The organism is Actinoplanes awajinensis subsp. mycoplanecinus (genome assembly GCF_001509495.1).
GTDB classification, from domain to species: Bacteria; Actinomycetota; Actinomycetes; order Mycobacteriales; family Micromonosporaceae; genus Actinoplanes; species Actinoplanes palleronii.
Map to the genome: position 1 here is coordinate 1 of NZ_LLZH01000045.1, position 14,424 is coordinate 14,424.

15 protein-coding genes are annotated in these 14,424 nt (G+C 70.8%); 7 read left to right on the plus strand and 8 right to left on the minus strand.

The window, feature by feature from the left end; all coding sequences use genetic code 11:
- The coding region (locus ADL15_RS09000) for an Hsp20 family protein (protein WP_157441255.1) at positions 1–151 on the plus strand (151 nt) is incomplete at its 5' end.
- Positions 152–280: 129 nt separating this feature from the next.
- On the opposite strand, the gene ADL15_RS09005 is transcribed toward ADL15_RS09000, so the two are convergent.
- The 3 genes from ADL15_RS09005 to ADL15_RS09015 form a co-directional block, all read right to left on the minus strand.
- Positions 281–2,155 (minus strand): PI-PLC domain-containing protein, encoded by a 1,875-nt coding sequence (locus ADL15_RS09005; RefSeq protein ID WP_067687050.1) that lies wholly within the window; start codon positions 2,153–2,155, stop codon positions 281–283.
- 109 nt (positions 2,156–2,264) lie between these two features.
- Positions 2,265–3,182 carry an SDR family NAD(P)-dependent oxidoreductase gene (locus tag ADL15_RS09010; RefSeq protein ID WP_067687054.1) on the minus strand — a complete coding sequence of 306 codons (918 nt, stop codon included), beginning with the start codon at positions 3,180–3,182 and terminating at the stop codon, positions 2,265–2,267.
- A complete protein-coding gene (locus tag ADL15_RS09015; RefSeq protein WP_067687056.1) occupies positions 3,179–3,814 on the minus strand; it encodes an NAD(P)-dependent oxidoreductase in 636 nt (211 codons plus the stop codon). The genes ADL15_RS09010 and ADL15_RS09015 overlap by 4 nt, the downstream gene beginning before the upstream one ends.
- A 56-nt stretch (positions 3,815–3,870) precedes the next feature.
- Here ADL15_RS09015 and ADL15_RS09020 point away from each other — a divergent pair, with 56 nt between their 5' ends.
- Together ADL15_RS09020 and ADL15_RS09025 are read left to right on the plus strand one after the other, a co-directional pair.
- On the plus strand, positions 3,871–4,440 hold the full coding sequence (locus ADL15_RS09020) for a TetR/AcrR family transcriptional regulator (RefSeq protein WP_083971029.1): 570 nt from the start codon (positions 3,871–3,873) through the stop codon (positions 4,438–4,440).
- Positions 4,441–4,470: 30 nt separating this feature from the next.
- Complete coding sequence (locus tag ADL15_RS09025; RefSeq protein ID WP_232343974.1) at positions 4,471–5,466, plus strand: AraC family transcriptional regulator; 996 nt, start codon at positions 4,471–4,473, stop codon at positions 5,464–5,466.
- 77 nt (positions 5,467–5,543) lie between these two features.
- On the opposite strand, the gene ADL15_RS09030 is transcribed toward ADL15_RS09025, so the two are convergent.
- On the minus strand, positions 5,544–6,353 hold the full coding sequence (locus ADL15_RS09030; protein ID WP_157441256.1) for a SigB/SigF/SigG family RNA polymerase sigma factor: 810 nt from the start codon (positions 6,351–6,353) through the stop codon (positions 5,544–5,546).
- An 87-nt stretch (positions 6,354–6,440) separates the two neighbouring features.
- Positions 6,441–6,905, minus strand: coding sequence for an SRPBCC family protein (locus tag ADL15_RS09035; protein WP_067687061.1), 465 nt, complete (start codon positions 6,903–6,905; stop codon positions 6,441–6,443).
- A 194-nt stretch (positions 6,906–7,099) separates the two neighbouring features.
- On the opposite strand from ADL15_RS09035, the gene ADL15_RS56400 reads away from it, so the two are divergent.
- The 3 genes from ADL15_RS56400 to ADL15_RS09050 all read left to right on the plus strand — a co-directional run bounded on the left by ADL15_RS56400 (position 7,100) and on the right by ADL15_RS09050 (position 9,924).
- Positions 7,100–8,929, plus strand: a complete 1,830-nt coding sequence (locus ADL15_RS56400; RefSeq protein ID WP_067687064.1) for a SpoIIE family protein phosphatase — start codon at positions 7,100–7,102, stop codon at positions 8,927–8,929.
- 172 nt (positions 8,930–9,101) lie between these two features.
- On the plus strand, positions 9,102–9,581 hold the full coding sequence (locus tag ADL15_RS09045) for an ATP-binding protein (RefSeq protein ID WP_067687068.1): 480 nt from the start codon (positions 9,102–9,104) through the stop codon (positions 9,579–9,581).
- 13 nt (positions 9,582–9,594) lie between these two features.
- A complete protein-coding gene (locus tag ADL15_RS09050; protein ID WP_067687071.1) occupies positions 9,595–9,924 on the plus strand; it encodes an STAS domain-containing protein in 330 nt (109 codons plus the stop codon).
- A 69-nt stretch (positions 9,925–9,993) separates the two neighbouring features.
- Here ADL15_RS09050 and ADL15_RS09055 read toward each other — a convergent pair whose 3' ends face one another.
- Complete coding sequence (locus ADL15_RS09055; RefSeq protein WP_067687074.1) at positions 9,994–10,632, minus strand: flavin reductase family protein; 639 nt, start codon at positions 10,630–10,632, stop codon at positions 9,994–9,996.
- A 207-nt stretch (positions 10,633–10,839) separates the two neighbouring features.
- The gene (locus ADL15_RS09060; protein ID WP_067687077.1) at positions 10,840–13,131 is read right to left on the minus strand and encodes a putative bifunctional diguanylate cyclase/phosphodiesterase; all 2,292 of its coding nucleotides are present in this window, start codon (positions 13,129–13,131) and stop codon (positions 10,840–10,842) included.
- 450 nt (positions 13,132–13,581) lie between these two features.
- Here ADL15_RS09060 and ADL15_RS09065 point away from each other — a divergent pair, with 450 nt between their 5' ends.
- Entirely contained in the window at positions 13,582–13,809 is a 228-nt protein-coding gene (locus ADL15_RS09065) for a hypothetical protein (RefSeq protein WP_232343975.1), read from the plus strand.
- A 48-nt stretch (positions 13,810–13,857) separates the two neighbouring features.
- Here the strand turns inward: ADL15_RS09065 and ADL15_RS09070 are convergent.
- The coding region (locus ADL15_RS09070) for an NmrA family NAD(P)-binding protein (RefSeq protein WP_198170660.1) at positions 13,858–14,424 on the minus strand (567 nt) is incomplete at its 5' end.

Genomic DNA, 14,424 nt, shown 5'->3' on the forward strand with positions numbered 1-14,424 from the left:
CCTCGGCGACGCCCTCGACACCGACCGCATCGACGCCGCCTACGACAACGGCGTACTGGTCCTGCGCATCCCGATCGCCGAGAAGGCCAAGCCCCGCAAGGTCAACGTGGTGGCACGCCAGAGCGGCGAGCAAAAGGTGATCACGGGCTGACCGGCGGTGCCACGAGAAGGGGCTGGACAGGACTGTCCGGCCCCTTCTTCACGCGTTTCCTCGCCATCCGTACGTACCGATGCTCAAGAATGCGGACCGTGACCGGACAGCGGCCCGGCACCGGAGCCCTCAGCCGGGTCCGAGCGGATGGCAGTTGTCGGGCTCGCCGACCCGGACGTCGTAGCAGCCGTACTGCAGCCCGTTCGCGGACTGGTCGAGGCCGGCGTCGGTGAAGTAGACCAGCGACACCCACCCCCACTGCCCGTTGTCGGCCCGCGTGTACGCCCACCAGAAGTTGGTGGCGGCGCCGACCTTGTTCGACTCCCCCGGCTGCTGGCCCAGGAACCACCGGCTGCCACCGCCGGCGACGGTCCCGACTTGCGACGAGGCGCGGTCGGGCCGGCTCATCACCGGCACGGTCCCGGCCCGCAGGGTGCAGTTCTGCCCGCGGAGCCGCACCGTGGCGATCCAGGCGGGCACCGCACAGTGGCCGCCGCCGCCACCGACCACGTGGTGGGTGAGCCAGTCCTGCAGCAGACTCAGGTGGCTGCTGCTGAGGTAGTCGACACTGCCGTAGATGGCGTCGGTCCACGAGCGGCTGCGGTCGGGACAGTCCAGCTCGTCCCACACCCGCACGTGGTGCCCGGTGGTCTGCGCCCCGATGATGTCGTCCCAGTGCACCGTCTGGATCGACCGGCTGTCGTCGTAGGTGCAGTCGTCGCGGGTGTCCGGATCCGCAAAGCTGATCACCGGCACCAGGTCGGCGTTGTACTGGTCCCCGTCGGCGGCGAAACTCCCGTCCAGGAACGCGTACCGCTCGGCCTGCCGCCCGAGCAGCCCCCGCACCGAGTCGTAGCCGCCGGCGCTCGCCGGGACCTGCTCATCGTTGTGGCTGCCGCTGACGACCAGCTGCACCGGCCCCCACTGCCCGGCGTGGAACAGCATGCCGCGGTACGGAGCGAGCACACTCATGATCTTCTCGGCGACCACGAGCGGATTGTTCGGGTCGGTAGCCGCCGCGGCCATGTCCGCGGGAAGCTTGCAGCCGCCTGCGACCTCCGCACACTTGATCTCGACGAACAGGAAGACCGGCTGGTCGTATCCCGGATACACCCGCCCACCGCTCGCGTTCACCCGCGCTCTGAGCCCGTGCAGATACACCGACTCGAACGACTCCGCGGTGACCCGGTTGTCCCGCTTGTCCTCGCAGTCGTCCCCGTCGACGTGATGGCAGAGCACCAGCGTGCCGTCGCGGAGGAACACGTCGGCCTCGACACTGGTGAATCCGCGCTCGAGCGCGTCCTGCAACGGCCGCGCGTTGAGGTAGTCGTCCTCCGCATGTCCATGCTCCAACGGCGTCACCCCCACCACCGTGGGCGCGGCGGGCGGTACCGCGGACGACCGCTCGTGCGGCTGTTCATGCCGAAGAACCAGCATGAGTACGACGGTGAGCACGATGGCGCCGACACCACCGGCTACCAGCGCCCGGAGCCGGCCCGGCCGGCGCGTGGTGAAATACGCGTCGATCACCACAGGTTCCCTGGCCGGCTGGCCGGCACCGGCCGGGCGTGGCGCGGGCACGGCGCGCGGGGCCTGTTCGTCGGCCTGCTGTGCGGCGTCGATCAGCGCCGCCACGTGCGCGCTGGCCACCACGAGCCGGTCCGCGGCGAGCTCGTCGAACGGCACGCCGGCGATCACGTGGCTGGCCCGGGCGACCGCGACCACCAGAGCCGGATCGGTGATCCGGCGCAGGTCGCCGGCGAGAACCCCCGCCACGTCGTCCTTGTCGATCGACATCCCGGGCGCCAGCCGGTGACTGCGGATCACCTCCGCCAGGTGCCGCAGCGAGGCGGGCCGCCGGCGACGCCGCGGCGGCGGTGACCCCGGCGGCGAGGTGTACTCACCGACCCGGGCAGCGTGCCCGACCGACGCGTTGAGCTGGGAGGCCAGTAGCTGCGCGGCGTCCTGCACCTTGCTCCACCACGGCGACAACGGTTCCTGCACCCCTGGCCCCTCCCCTCCGACCGCCACGAACGGTTGATGCGCGCCCCGCCAATCTATCGACGATCATCATGTTCATCGACATCGCGCACCCCCCGGCCGGCCGCCGGCGTCAGCGGCGGGGCCCGGCGAAGTGGTGTTCGCTGAGTTCGCACAGTCGGCGCTGGGTGCCGGGGTCGTGGGAGACCGCAGGGGTGGTCGTTTCCAGGTCGCGGTTGAAGTAGCGGCCGGTGACGCCGGCCAGGCTCGGGTCGGTGGCCAGGCGCAGCGCGGTCGCGGCACCCTGCGCGGGCGTCAGCAGGCTCCGGCGGATCAGGGTGCGGAACGGGCGCAGCGGCGCCGGCACCAGGTCGTCGATGATGCCGGTGGCGACGATCCCGGGGTGCAGGGCGTTCACGGTCACGCCGTCGGCTGCGAGGGTGCGCGCGAGGGCGTAGCCGGCGGTGACCGTCATGAGTTTCGCCCGTGCGTAGGCCTGGAAGGGCACGAACCCGGTGGCGGGATTCACATCGGCCAGACTGTCGGCTTCGGTCAGGTCGAGGTCCGCCGGACGGGGCCGGCCGGCGATCGTGACCTGACGGGTGTCGTTGAGGGTGTCGCTGGCGACGTTCACGATCCGTGCGCGGCCGCGGCGCAGCGGGGTGTCGAGGCGGGTCATCAGGCCGTAGGCGGCCAGGTAGTCCAGGGCGACGTGCATCTCGACGCCGTCGACCGAGACGCGATGGCCGGGGAAGTGCGCGCCGGCGTTGTTGACCAGGATGTGGATCTGCTGGTGACGGTTCACGATCAGCTGCGTGGCGGCCACGACGTCGGCGCGCCGGGAGAGATCCGCGGCGATGACCTCGAGGCGGCTCGCGGCCGATGCTCCGATCAGGGTACGCAGCGCGTCAGCCCGGGCCGGGTCCCGGGCGATGACGATCACGTGGGCGCCGGCCTGGGCGAGTCCGGCGGCGATGACCTGACCCATGCCGCCGGTCCCGCCCGTGACGACGGCGACCTGCTGTCCCAGGTCAGGAGTCGCGGCGGTCATCGGGTGATCCGCGGGTAGGCGTGCTCGTACCGCGGGGACTCGGCCTCGTCGAGCAGGAAGGCGGCCAGGTCGGCGCGGCCGATGGCACTCCACAGCCGGATCGGCAGGCCGGCGCCGGCGGTGTACGTCCCGATCGCGGCGTGGTCCGAGAGCTTCGGCGGCCGCACGATCGTCCAGCGCAGGCCGGACGCGGTGATGAGCGGTTCCATCGTCTCCTTGTCGCGGAGCCGGTCGGCCACGTTCGCCCACACCGCCAGCGAGTACAGCGACCTGTCGTGCGTCTCCAGCACGCCGTGGGCGCTGACGGCGATCAGCCGGTGCACGCCGGCGGCACGCATCGCGGTCACCGCCGATCGGATGCCGTCCGTGCAGACGGTCGTCGGCCCGCCGGCCGCGCCGCCCAGGGCGCTGATCACCGTGTCGGCGCCCGGCAGCGCCAGGGCGAGGGCCGCATGGTCGTCGACGTCGGGCCAGGCCGCTTCGGTCAGGTTCGGTCGCGGTTCGAGGGTTCCCGGGCGGCGGACGAGCGCCACCACCTCGTGCCCGCGATCGAGAGCGGTGGACACCACGTGCCGGCCGGTGGCGCCGGTGGCGCCCAGCACCACCACGCGCTGCGATACAAACTGTCTCATAGGTTGATGATGCGTGGCGCTCGTCTATGAGTCAACTCGTCTCATAAGATGGGTGGGTGCCCGCCGAGACTGATCCACGATTCCTGCGCAGCCGGGAGGCGATCCTGCACGCCGCGCGTGAGCTGCTGCTGGAGAAAGGCCCGGCAGCGGTGACGCATGCCCCGGTCGCCGAGCGCGCCGGGGTCGGGCGGGCCACCGTCTACCGGCACTGGCCGCGCCCGGAGCTGCTCCTGGTGGAGGCGATGGCCACGGTCCCGATGCCGTTCTTCGCCGAGCCCACCGTCCCCACCAGGGACTGGCTGCGCCGGGAGCTCACCGCGATGGCGCATCAGCTCGACCTCGACGACGTGCGCGCCGTGGCCACCACCCTGGCCAACACGGCCCTGTGGGACGAGCACATGGAAGCCCGGCGCGCCCAGTTCGCCGGCGTCCTGAGCGAGCGCGTCACGGCCGCCCTCGACGACGCCCAGCACCGCGGCGAGCTCACCCTGGCGATCCCCGGCCGCAACGCGGCGGCCGCACTCATCGGGCCGCTGTACTACCGCAGCACGATCGAGCACTCCCCCGCCGACCCGGGCCTCATCGAGTCCGCGATCGCCGCCCTGGGCTCCTGGTCCACCGACTGACATCGCCTCGTCGGATCCCGGAGGAGGGTGATGGCGGAGCGTACGCGGATCGGTGATGCTGGAGTGGTGCCAGCCATCAAGATGATCACTTCTGACGTGGACGAGGCCCGCACCATGCTGGGCGAGCACTTCTACTCGAACGCTCTCGAGGTCCTGTCGCCGGATCCATGGACAGCCGCCTTCGACATAGCCTCCGCCGGCCCGATCACCCTCGGGGATCTGCGCTTCGGAGCCGACGTACGGATCGAGTTCGGTGAGCTCGGGGCCTACCACGTCGACGTGCCCTTCTCCGGCGAGCTGGCGTGGCGTCAGGGACGTGGTGATCCGATGGTGGCCACGACGGGCCGCGCCGCCGTGTTCCAGCCGGTGGGCGACACGACGCTGGAGCGTTGGCAGGGCGACTGCCGCCTGCTGGCAGTGAAGATCGATCGCGGACTGCTGGAGAATGAGCTGGCCCGGCTGCTGGACGCGCCCGTTGGCGCACCGGTACGGCTGGGCCCGGAGCTGGTCACCTCCCGCGGGGCAGGGGCTACCTGGCTGCGGCTCGCCCGTATGCTCGCTGCCGACGCCGGCGAGGAGCACGGTCTCGGCCGGCACCCGGTCCTGGGTCGGCAGTTGCTGGAAAGCCTGGTCGGTGGGCTCTTGCTGGTCGCACCGCACAATTACCGGTACGCGCTGGACAACCACCGCTCCGGGCTGGCTGCCCCGGGAGCTGTCCGGCGTGCGGCGGAGGCCATGCGCGCCGACCCCGCCCGGCCGTTCACGATCGCCGATCTGGCGCAGATCGCCGACGTCAGCACGCGCTCCTTGCAGGACAGTTTCCAACGCTACCTGGGCACGTCACCGATGACTTATCTGCGTGAGCTCCGGCTGTCTCTCGTGCACCATCAATTACGAGAGGCCGAGCCCGGGCATTACACGGTCACCGAGATCGCCCATCGGGGCGGCTTCGTGCACCTGGGCCGCTTCGCCGCCCTTTACCACCGCCGGTACGGCGAATCCCCGTCGCAGACGCTACGCGGTTGATCCGCATCATCGGTGACGGTCCCGCCGAGGTCGCCGGTGCCCATGGGACCCTCGCCCGGCGAGCGGGCAGACCCCCGCTATCGCGGGCGAGGCGGGCCGTCGAGTTCGGCGCGGAGTTTGGCGAGGGCCGCGGTGAGCAGGCGGGAGATCTGCATCTGGGAGATACCGACCTGCTCCGCGATCTGCTTCTGGGTCTGACCACCGAAGAAGCGCAGAATCACGATCCGCCGTTCCCGCTCCGGCAGGCAATTCATGGCCGGCGGCAGCGAGACGGCGAAGTCGGTCATCGCGAACCCGGGATCCTGGACGCCGAGCGTGTCGCCGAGTTCCAGGTTCTGTTCCGCGTCGACCGGCATATGCAACGAGCTCGGCCGGTAGGCGTGACCGCTCTCCAGCGCTTCCAGGATCGCCTCCTCGCCGACCTCCAGGTGGGCGGCGAGGTCGGCGACCGTGGCGGGTCGCTGCAGGCAATGCTCGAGTACGTGGCGGGCCGCGCTGATGGCCAGGCGCAGCTCCTGCAGCCGCCGGGGGATGCGCATGGTCCAGGCCCGGTCCCGGAAGTGGCGTTTGAGCTCACCGAGGACGGTAGGTATCGCGTAGCTGACGAAGTCGCTGCCCCGTGCCGGGTCGAAACCGTCGATCGCTTTGATCAGGCCGACCGACGCCGTCTGCTGCAGGTCGTCGGACGTCTCGCCACGGTTGGCGTACCGGCGGGCCAGGCGTCGCGCCATCGGCAGCCAGGCCTCGATGGCCTGTTGCCGCCACACGGCTCGGCGTGGGTCCGCGTGGTCCAGCGCGGTCATCCTGTCGACGATCTCCGCGGCGCGCCGGTCGGCGTCCACGGCCTCGGCGGTCAGCCGGCTGGCTCGGGCGGTCGACGTGGCCATCGGCATCTCCTCACCTCGAAAAGCTGGACAAAACGGCCGGATAAACCCCTCGGTCCTCCGGCCGCTCCACCGTGCTCATGCCATGGGTCAGGCGTCGGGGCGCTCGACGTCGCCGCGCCAGGTGCCGGTGGCGGCGCCGCGGCTCTCGATGAAGTCCTTGAACCGCTTCGCGTCCGCCTTCACCTGGTGGCTGTCGACACCGACGGCGCTGCCGACCTTCTCGACGAAGCCCTCCGGCTCCCAGTCGAGCTGAATGGTCACCCGGGTCTCGCTGTCGGCCAGGCGGTGGAAGGTGACGACACCGGCGTGCTTGGTGTCACCGCCGGTGCTCTTCCAGGCCACCCGCTCCTCGGGGTGCTGCTCGGTGATCTCCGCGTCGAACTCACGCGTCTGCCCGGCAATCTTGGTCACCCAGTGGGTGTGCGTGCTGTCGATCTGCTTGATCGACTCGACGCCGTCCATGAACTGGGGGAAGTCCTCGAACTGGGTCCACTGGTGGTAAGCGGTGCCGATCGGCACGTTGACGTCCACGGACTCGGTCACGGTAGTCACGGCATTCTCCTTCGATCAGGGCTGACCGTGGACTACCCGGGCCCCGGACGCCCAAACGCCTTGCGTCGGTTTCTGCGTCGATTCGGTCGCCAGGTGCGTCGCCCACCTGCGACCCGTGAGAGGATGGCGGAGGTGTTCGAGGTGTCGAGACGGACGGTGTACCGAGTGCTGGCACGAGCCGCCAAGGCAGTCGCGTGAACGACGAGCGGCACGACCCGTTCCGCGAAGCCCGGGTACGAGCGGTGGCGGACACCGGGCTGGGCGCGGGCGGCGACCCGGTGTTCGACCGGATCGCCGGACTGGTGCGCAACCTGCTCGGCGTGCCGGTGGCGTTGGTGTCACTGCTCGACACCCATCGTCAGTTCTTCCCCGGCGCGGCCGGGCTGGCAGAGCCGTGGGCGACCCGGCGGCAGACCCCGCTGAGTCACGCCCTGTGTCAGCAGGTCGCCGTGGCACAGGGGCCCTTGGTGATCACGGACGCCCGCGCCGACGAGCGGTGCGAGGCCAATCCGGCGGTCGCCGAGATGGGCATCGCAGGATATGCGGGGATGCCGCTCACGGACACCGACGGCACCGTGCTGGGCGCGTTGTGCGCCATCGACCACGAACCGCGGGAGTGGACCGAGGCCGAGCTGTCGCTGCTGTCGGACATGGCGGTGGCCTGCTCGGACAGCCTGCGGCTGCGCATCACGAGCCGGCACGCCGAAGCCGCGCGGGTCAGCGCCGCCGCGGTGAGCGGGCAGGCCTACGCGGCATCGCAGCGCAGCGAACTGCTCCTGACCGCGAGCGTGCTGCTGGCCGGGGCCCGCACGGTCACCCAGATCGTCGCCGCGATCGCGCAGCTGAGGTCGCCCGCGTTCGCCCCGTCGCACGTCGGGATGGTGCTGCTCGACGCCGAGCAGCGCCTGGAGGTCTTCGGCGCCGACCGGCTGTCCGATGACATCACCTCCCGCTGGGTCAGTTTCCCGACCTCGGCACCGGTGCCGGCCGCGCTGGCCTTCAGAACCGGGCAGCTGATCGCATCCGGCGACCCGGCCAGTATCCGCGCCGACTTCCCGCAGCTCGCCGACGACGTGGCCGCCCTGGGCTGGCAGGCGATCGCGGCCGCGCCCGTGCCCGGCATCCGGGGACCACTCGGCGCTCTCACCTTCTCCTGGGACCACTCGCTGCACCTCGACGCGGCCCAGAAGAGCGTGATGGTCACGGTGGCCGGCTACGTGGGTCAGGCCCTGCAACGCGTCATCCACCTGGAGGAACAGAACACCGCCGCCCGTACCCTGCAGCAGGCCCTGCTGACCCGGCTACCCGACACCGGTCAGCTCCGGCTGGCCGCCCGATACCTGCCCGCCCACCACGGCGATCTCATCGGCGGCGACTGGTACGACGCGATCACCCTGCCGGGTGACCGGCTCGCCCTGGTCATCGGCGACGTGTCCGGGCACAACCTCACCGCCGCCGCCGCGATGAGCGAGCTGCGCAGCATGCTGCGCGGGTTCCTCATCGACCGCCTCGACACACCGTCGGCGATGCTGGAACGCCTCGACCACGCCAACCATGCGCTGGGCGCGGACACCATCGCCACCGTGCTGCTGGCCTACCTTGACCGGCAGGACGACGGCAGCCACCTGCTGCACTGGTCCAACGCCGGACACCCGTTCCCGAGCGTGGTGACCACCGGCGGCGAGGTCGCCGCGCTGCCGGGCACCGACCCGCTGCTCGGCGCCCGGCACCGCCGCCCCCGGACCACCCATCACTACCGGCTACCGCCCGGTGCCACCCTGCTGATGCACACCGACGGACTCGTGGAGACCCGCGACGGTGTCATCGACGACGGGTTCGCCCGGCTGCACCAGTTCCTCGGCGGGCACCGCGACACCGCACCCGCCGCCCTCGCCGACCAGCTCGTCGAGTACGCCGACACCCGGATCCGCGAGGACGACGTCGCCCTGATCATCGCGGCCACCGCACCGGCGGACGGACTCACCGACCGCCCCGCAGCAGCCCACTGCACCGGCACCGCCTGAACCCCCTGCGGCAACCGGACCGCACCCCACCGGCGATGGCGCCGACACCTGGCCCACACTACGATGGGCGCCAAGTTGCGTCGATTCGCTCGTCGAAATCGCCTGCTGCGAGCACCTCCCGCGGGGTCGGCCACCGACACCACGGGACGATCTGAAGCGGAAGGAACCAGCGGTGAGTTCGGTCATCTCCCTGCGTCGCGCCGAGGACGGCACGGCTACCGACTTGTGCGTGCTCGAGTCCCCGAACGACCTGTCCTGGATGCGCGGCGCACTGCGCGCGCACATCGCCGACGCCACGGCGGAAGCGCCGGAGACCGCGGAAGACATGATCGTGGTGGCCTGCGAACTGGCGACCAACGCCCTGCGGCACGGCCGGCCACCCGTGCACGTACGCCTCATCCGCACCGGCCGGCACCTGATCCTCGACATCGCCGATCACGACCCGCACACCGCGCCCGCCTACGCCGCCAACCGTCCCCTCGGCGCCGGCGGGCTCGGCCTGCACCTCGTGCACGCGTTCGCCCTCGACATGGGCTGGTACGCCGGCGACACCACCAAACACGTCTGGGCTCAGTTCCCGGGCCCCGGCGCCGGTCGTGGCAGAATCGCCACTCCCCGCCCCGCCGACGACACCCTGCCACCTCGGGCTTGATAGGAAAGCACTCGTGCACGACACCGACTACGCCACCACCTGGCTCCCCGACCCGACCGGTGCCGCCGTCCTGCGCCTGGGCGGAGAGCTCGACATCAACGCCCGCGATCCGCTCGCCGAAGACCTGCTCGCAGCGATCCGCGAACGCCGCTACCCCGGCATCACCGTCGACCTGACCGACGTCGCCTTCATCGACTCCGAGGCACTCAGCTCGCTGCTCCTCGCATACAGCGCGGCGCGCGACGCCGGCATCGCATACCGCCTGACCGGCGCCACCGGTGTCGTGCAGCGCGTGCTCAAGGTAGCCGGCGTCCTCGACCTCGCCCACCCACCGGCCGGATAGCCACCGCCTTCACCCTTTCCATGGTCGGGGTCGCGGCGAGCGTGGTCGGGGCCGCGGCGAGCGGCCGGCTCAGGCCGGGGTGGGGCGGAGTTGGTGGGGCATGCGCCAGCCTGTGGCCAGGCGTGACGGGTGCACGGTGTCGCCGCCGCCGAAGAACTCGCAGAACTTCATGATCAGGGGATCCCAGCGCAGCGGGTCGACGTACTGGGTTCCCGGGACCAGCAGGTCCTCCGCGATGTGCGCCCGGACCACGTTGACCTGGAAGGCCGTGGCGTGCGTGTCGCCCGCGCCGAACGGATGCGCCGCCGCCACCTCGCACTCCAGCTGGATCGGGCACTCCGCGACCCGGGGTGCCGCGACGAGCTCGCCGGCCTGCTCGGTCAGTCCGGCGGCGGCGAACTTGTCGCTCTCGTGGCGGTACCCGATCGCTGCCTTGTGCGCGGGCACGACGGGTGCCGCCGTGGTCAACGCGAGCCGGTCCACCGCGCCGACCAGCGACGACGGGGCCAGGTTGAGCACGCACCGACGCTCACGCAGCAGGTTGGCGGTGGTCTGCGCACTGTTGCCCAGTCCCAGCATGCAGCTCTGGCCCAGCCACCACGCCGACGACATCGGGGCGAGGTTGGCGGTGCCGTCGGGATTGCGGGAACCGATGAGCACCACCGGAGTTCCGAAGTACAGGACCTTCAAGTCGACGCGCACATGCATGCCGATGATGATGGTCAGGAGCGGCCGGGAACGCTGGCGGCAATCGGACGTGGCGATCGACCGACTCTTCGCTTGCGGTCCGCGCGTGGCGCGGGTGGCCAGAGCAGATCCATGGGTACGCGGTGACCGGCCAGGTCCGGCGCTCCCTTCGTACCGTGAAAGGGTCTGCCTTCCCCGTCACGCACAGCGCACAGCGAGCTGGACGGGTCAGAATCCGCTGGCTTCCGGCAGTGCTGCGGCGGTGAGGAAGTCGGCGAAGTCGGCCGGGCTCAGTGGCTTGGCGAACAGGTACCCCTGTGCAATGTCGCAGCCGAGCTCCCGCAGTTCCGCGGCCTGCTGTTCGGTTTCGATGCCCTCGGCGACCGTGCTCAGGTGCAGGACCTGGGAGAGCCGGATGACGGCACCGGCGACGGCGGACCCTTCGGGGGTGTTGTCGAGCTCGGCGACGAAGCTACGGTCGATCTTGAGGATGTCGACGGGTAGCCGGGTCAGGTACTGCAGCGACGAGTAGCCGGTGCCGAAGTCGTCGATCGCGATCCGGATCCCGTGTTCACGCAGCGCGCGCAGCGCGGCGATCTCGCCGGTCTCGTCGACCAGCGCCGACTCGGTGACCTCGAGGACGAGGTGGCGGGGGTCGCCGCCGACCCGGTCGAGCACGGCCAGGATGTCGTGCACGATCGTCGGTTCACGCAGTTGTCGCGGTGAGAGGTTCACGCTGATGTGCATCGGCTCGCCGCCCGGCGGCGGGTCCGGAAGTACCGCGAGCTGGACAAGGGACTGCTCCAGGACCCAGAGGCCGATGTCGTTGATCGCTCCGGAGCGTTCGGCCACCGGGATGAAGCGCACCGGTGAGATCGCGCCGCGGGTGGGATGCTGCCAGCGCAGCAGCGCCTCGGCCGCGACCGGGCGGCCGGTGACCAGGTCGACCTGCGGCTGGTAGACCACGTGCAGCTCGCCGCGCGGCAGGGCGTGTTGCAGGTCCTCGGCGAGCACGGCATCGTCGGCGCGCTGGTCGATCATCGAGGTTTCGTAGCGGGCGTAGCGGTGACTGCCGGCCCGTTTGATGTGGTACATCGCGGTGTCGGCCTGCCGCAGCAGGGTCTTGCTGTCGTATCCGGGCCGGGCGGTGGCGATGCCGATGCTGGCCCGCACCGGTACGAGGTCGTTGTCGATGCTGGCCGGGTGCGCGGCAGCGGTGGCGAGGATCCGTTGCGCCGCCGCGATGGCGTCGTTGACATGGCCGGTGCCGGCGAGCAGCACCGCGAACTCGTCGCCGCCGATGCGGGCGCACACGTCGACGTCGCGGACCGCGGCGCGCAGCTGGCGGCCGACATGTGCCAGGAACACGTCGCCGGAGGCGTGGCCGTACGCGTCGTTGACGAGTTTGAAGCCGTCCAGGTCGATCAGCAGCAGCGCGGCCGGCTCGCCGCGGCCCGCGGCGCGGTCCAGGGCTTCGTCGAGGCCGGACCGGTTGGCCAGGCCGGTCAGGGCGTCGGTGGTGAGCTGGTCGCGACTGTGCCCTATGAAGATCAGCTGGCGCCAGGCGGCGGCGCCGGTCATCGCGGTCAGCCCGCAGACCAGGCCACCCCAGGGCAGCAGCTGCCCCTCCAGGACGGTCACCACTGCCATGATCAGGCAGCCGGCCAGCATGGCGGCCATCGGCAGATACGTCGCCCAGAGCGGGGGGCGGCTGGTGCGGACGGTGTAGGCAAGCCCGGACCGCGCGACGGTGAGCACCGGGGCGACGGTCATGAACAGGCTGGCGATGGTGAACCCGGCCAGGACGCGCAGGTCGTGGGTGAACGGTTTCCCGTCGGTGCTGTCGACCATCCAGGTCAGGTCGGCGGCCAGGTAGAGGGCCAGGCCCACGGCGAACACGGTGATGGGGGTGGCGAACCGGGTGACCGCGCCACCCAGCACGATCGAGGCGACCGCGGCCAGCAGCAACACGTCGCCCAGCGGCCAGCCGATCGTCGCGATCGTCGCGGTCGCCAGGGTCTGGTGGGCCAGGACCGGCTCGATCGCGAAGTACCAGATCGCCATGAACCCTGCGGCCAGGACCGTGCTGAGCTCGGCGAGCAGAGCGGTCCGGGAGCGGCCGGTGAACTGGCGCAGGATCGAGGTGAACACGCCGGCGCTGATCAACAGGAACATCAGCATCCGGGCGACCTCGGCGGCGTTCCACCAGGCGGTGGTGCTGCTGAACCCGCCACACGCGAGGAAGATGCTGCTGACGGCGGAGGCCACCCGGCCGGCGCCGACCAGACGCCATGGGGCGGGGCCGCTGGGGCTGGTCCGGGCCGCACGCCAGCTGTAGACGGCGCCGACCAGGTCGAGCAGGAAGATGATCAGACCGATGATCTCCGGGCCGCGTCGTTCGCTGGCACCGGCGGTGACCAGTCCGGCGAGGACCACAGCGATCAGCGCGACGGCGACCGGAGCACGCCGCCACTCCGACAGCTTCCACGAGGCCGGGATCGGATCGGATCGGTTGCCCATGCCGCTCGACGCTCCTGTGTTCGGTGGTGCCGAGCCGGATGGACGTCGGGAGACCCGCGGTTCGATCACCTCTTCGGCACGCACCATCCGGATACCCGCGAATCGCGAGTAGCCACCCGGTGAGAATCCGGTTCAGCACCCACGTTCCTCCGGGAACCACCCGCCACCAGCTATTTTCGCCTCGTTGTCCCGGATCGCGCAGCTGTTCGGCCCCAACCGCACTCCAGAATGCACGTGCATACGGCCTTGCATCCTCACGGGCAATAGGGCAAGATGTCAGCACGCGGTTCTTCCCCGGTAATTCCGGCGGGGAGACCAGCGCCCACGGCTCGGGTGTGCCGACAAAGCGCCGAGTGGGTGGTCCAGCTCCCCCCGTGGCTGGATCACCCACCCGGATCCACCCGCCGCCGGTGGCAGGGGCGGTCCGGGCGGGATGACAGCATGATCGGCATGACCGCTGACGAACACGCCGCGCGTGCCGCCGAACTCGCCGCCGAGGCGGAGAACCTCTACCAGATCTGCCTGGTCGACTACCACACGAACATCAACGAGGACGACCACTCCGAGGAGCCGTACGTGCCCGGCGCCGACCTCGCGATGCTCACCGCCACCACGCAACTCGCCCAGCTGCACGCGACTCTGGCCCTGCAACGCCCGGCGACCACCAGCGAGTCATGACGAGCGAGGACGTGACCGTCGCGGTCACGTCCTCGCTGGCGTCTGCTGTCAGGCGGCGGTCGGGAGGCGGTAGCCGGCGGTGGCCAGCCACTCGCGCAGCGACTGGACCTCCGGGGTCAGCTCCCGCACCCGGGCCGGGTCACGCGGGGAGGTGAACTCGTCGGCGAACTCGGTGTAGTACTGCAGCATGTTGCCGTACTCATCCGCACCCGGGAACCCGAACGCCCGGAACTGGTCGTGGGTGACCGGCCGGTACTCGACCGGCTCCCCCAGCGCGTCACCCAACGCTGCGGCGATCTGGTTACCGGTCAGGACGTCACCGGCGATGCTGACCGTGCGGCCGATGAACTCACTGCCACCGCGGAAGATCGACACCGCGACCCGGCCGATGTCACCGGACGCGATCCCGGCCAGCGGTGCGTCGCCCATCGGGATGTTCAGGACCAGCCGGCCTTCCGCGTCGCGGGCCGGGGCGAGGGCGTCGGCCAGGTTCTCGTAGTAGAACGTGGTCCGCAGGAACGTCGTCGGCACCCCCGACTCGACGAAGAACGCGTCCGCCTCGGCCTTCGCGTCGAAGTGCGGCACCTTGTACTTACCCAGCAGCGTCGGCATCCG